Here is a 797-nt window from a genome sequence, read left to right as displayed (position 1 = left end):
TCCGCGCCCTCCCCGAGCGCCCGCGCGGACTCCAGCACGAGCAGCGGATTGCCGCCCGTGAGCCGCGCGAGGTCACGCGCGGCGCCCTCACCGCCCGGCACCCCGAGCTGGTCCACGAGCCGCGCGACGTCGTGCTCGCCGAGCGGGTCGAGCTCCACGATCACCACCAGGCCCGCCGTGGACAGGACGTGCAGCATGCCCTGCTGGAACGGCGTGAGCTCACCCCGCCGGAAGATGTGGATGGTGCGGTACGGGGCGTCGGGACGGCCCCAGCCGAGCTGCTGGAAGATGTACCCGCCCGCCTCGATGCTGGCCTCGTCCATGAACTGGACGTCGTCGAAGACGAGGCAGCGCACGCCGAGCTCCACCGCCTGACCGAGCAGCCGCGCCTTCGCGTCCCAGAAGCGCAGCTTGCGCTCGTCGGAATCGATGGGGCCGGGCGTCCCGCCGAGCGAGGGCACGATCCGCGAGAGCTCGTCCCGGACCCAGGGCTCCACCACGAGGTCGGGCAGGGCGGCGAGCACCTGACGGTACGTGCGGGCGTGCGTGGCGTACGGGACGCCCGCGTCGCCCGGACGGCCCTCGAAGCGCAGGCCGCCGCCGTGCGCTTCCAGGAACTCCTCCGCGAGGCGGGTCTTGCCGACGCCGGGATCCCCCGTGAGGACGACGCCCTGCCCGGCGGCCCAGGCGGCCTCCATGCGTGCCCAGGCGTCCTCGCGTCCGACGAGCGCGGTGGGCCGCGCGGCGACATGACCCGAGGACGCCGGACGCGCCGCCGGGGCCGGGCGGCCCTCCAG

General features: G+C 75.3%; 1 protein-coding gene. It reads right to left on the bottom strand.

Annotation, left to right across the window (positions count from 1 at the left end; genetic code table 11):
* On the bottom strand, positions 1-797 hold a 797-nt coding region (locus DEIPI_RS34120; protein WP_169737198.1), incomplete at both ends, for an AAA family ATPase.

The sequence above is a fragment of the Deinococcus pimensis DSM 21231 genome (assembly GCF_000519345.1).
GTDB classification, from domain to species: domain Bacteria; phylum Deinococcota; class Deinococci; order Deinococcales; family Deinococcaceae; genus Deinococcus_A; species Deinococcus_A pimensis.
The sequence above is the reverse complement of the archived record's forward strand: the minus strand, read 5'-3'. Positions and strand labels throughout refer to the sequence as shown.